Here is a 2,575-nt window from a genome sequence, read left to right on the forward strand (position 1 = left end):
ACGCCGCCAAGCCCCACACCAAGCAGGCCCACACCGCAGGCCCCCTTGGCGAGGTCGGCCAGAAACTGGCGCCGACTACGACTCATCTCGCGCTCCCCCGCCTCAGGCCTTCATGACCTTGACGGCGCACTTCTTGTAATCCGTCTCCTTGGAGAGCGGATCGGTGGCGTCCAGGGTCAGCTTGTTGACCAGCTGGCTCGCATCGAAGAAGGGCATGAACACCAGTCCCTTGGGCGGACGGTTGCGGCCGCGGGTCTCGACCCGGGTCTTCACCTCGCCCCGGCGGGAGGAGACGATCACCTCTTCCCCACGGCGCACACCGCGAGCCTTGGCATCTTCCGGGTGCATGAAGAGCACCGCATCCGGGAAGGCGCGATAGAGCTCGGGCACGCGACGGGTCATGGTGCCGGTGTGCCAGTGCTCCAGCACGCGACCGGTGGAGAGCCACATGTCGTACTCTTTGTCCGGAGCTTCGGCAGCCGGCTCATAGGGCAGCGCGAAGATCACCGCCTTGCCGTCGGGCTTGCCGTAGAAGCGCACCCCCTCCCCCGCTTTCACATAAGGGTCGAACCCTTCGCGATAGCGCCACAGGGTCTCCTTGCCGTCCACCACAGGCCAGCGCAGGCCACGGGCTTCGTGATACTGATCGAACGGCGCCAGGTCGTGGCCATGGCCGCGACCGAAGGAGGCGTACTCCTCAAAGAGCCCCTTCTGGACGTAGAAACCAAAGTGCTCGGCCTCATCGTTCAGGGCCCCCTTGCTCTGCTCTTTCGGGAACTGATTCACCTGGCCGTTGGCATAGAGCACATCGAACAGGGTCTTGCCCTTCACTTCCGGCATCTTGGCAATCAACTCAGCCGGCCACACCTCTTCCACGGTGAAGCGCTTGGAGAACTCCATCAGCTGCCACAGGTCGGACTTGGCGCCTTCCGGTGCCTTCACCTGCTGGTGCCAGAACTGGGTGCGACGTTCGGCGTTGCCGTAGGCCCCCTCTTTCTCCACCCACATGGCGGTGGGCAGGATGAGGTCGGCCGCCTGGGCGGTTACGGTAGGATAAGGGTCGGACACCACGATGAAGTTGGCCGGGTTGCGATAACCGGGCAGCGCCTCTTCGTTCATGTTCGGGCCGGCCTGCATGTTGTTGTTGCACATCACCCAGTAGGCGTTGAGCTTGCCGTCTTTCAGCATGCGGTTTTGCAGCACGGCGTGGTAGCCCACCTGCTCCGGGATGGTGCCTTCCGGCAGCTTCCAGATCTTCTCGGCGATGGCGCGGTGTTTGGGATCCGTGACCACCATGTCCGCCGGCAGACGATGGGCGAAGGTACCCACTTCACGGGCGGTACCACAGGCGGAGGGCTGGCCGGTCAGGGAGAAGGGGCCGGAGCCCGGCTGGGAGATCTTGCCGGTCAGCAGGTGGATGTTGTAGCAGAGGTTGTTGGCCCAGACGCCCCGGGTGTGCTGGTTGAAGCCCATGGTCCAGTAGGAGACCACCTTCTTGTCAGGATCCGCATAGATCTGGGCCAGCTTCTCGAGCTTGTCCTTGGGCACGCCGGAGAGCTTGGAGACGGACTCCAGATCGTAATCCGCCACGAACTTGGCGAAGTCCTCGAAGCTCATGGGGGTGGAGTCGCCGCTGTCCGGGTTCTTGGCCTTTTGCTGCAGCGGGTTGGTGGGACGCAGGCCGTAGCCGATGTCGGTCACCCCTTTGCGGAACTGGGTGTGCTTGTTGACGAACTCCCAGTTCACCTTGTCGTTCTGGATGATGTAGTTGGCGATGTAGTTGAGGATCGCCAGATCGGTCTGGGGGGTGAACACCAGCCCGTTGTCCGCCAGCTCGAAGCTGCGGTGCTCGAAGGTGGAGAGCACGTGCACCTGCACATCCTGGTGGGACAGACGGCGATCGGAGATGCGCGACCAGAGGATGGGGTGCATCTCGGCCATGTTGGAGCCCCACAGCACGAAGGCGTCGGCCTGCTCGATATCGTCGTAGCAGCCCATGGGTTCATCCATGCCGAAGGTACGCATGAAGCCCACTACCGCGGAGGCCATGCAGTGACGGGCATTGGGATCCAGGTTGTTGGAGCGCAGGCCTGCCTTCATCAGCTTGGCGGCGGCATAGCCTTCCCAGACGGTCCACTGGCCGGAGCCGAACATGCCGACGGCGGTCGGGCCCTTCTCTTTCAGGGTCGCCTTGAACTTCTCGGCCATGATGTCGAAGGCCTGATCCCAGCTGATGGGGGCGAAGTTGCCGTTCTTGTCGAACTTGCCGTTGGTCATGCGCAGCATGGGCTGGGTCAGGCGATCCTCCCCGTACATGATCTTGGAGAGGAAGTAGCCCTTGATGCAGTTCAGGCCGCGGTTGACCGGTGCATCGGGATCCCCCTGGGTCGCCACGACGCGGCCAGCCTGGGAGCCCACCAGCACGGAGCAGCCGGTCCCGCAGAAGCGGCACGGCGCCTTGTCCCAGGTGATGGCGGTCTTGTCGGTACTGGTGATCAGGTTCGCCGCCAGAGTGGGGGCACTGACACCGGCCACGGCAGCGGCTGCCGCCACCGCATTGGCCTTCATAAAGTCG

At 63.5% G+C, this 2,575-nt stretch carries 2 protein-coding genes; both read right to left on the minus strand.

What is annotated here, in order from left to right:
• The coding region (locus AACR77_RS15120; protein ID WP_042882574.1) for a twin-arginine translocation signal domain-containing protein at positions 1 to 86 on the minus strand (86 nt) is incomplete at its 3' end.
• A gap of 16 nt (positions 87 to 102) precedes the next feature.
• The coding region (gene napA, locus AACR77_RS15125; protein WP_081999474.1) for a nitrate reductase catalytic subunit NapA at positions 103 to 2,575 on the minus strand (2,473 nt) is incomplete at its 5' end.

The organism is Aeromonas sp. ZOR0002 (genome assembly GCF_963866995.1).
Taxonomy (GTDB): Bacteria; Pseudomonadota; Gammaproteobacteria; order Enterobacterales; family Aeromonadaceae; genus Aeromonas; species Aeromonas caviae.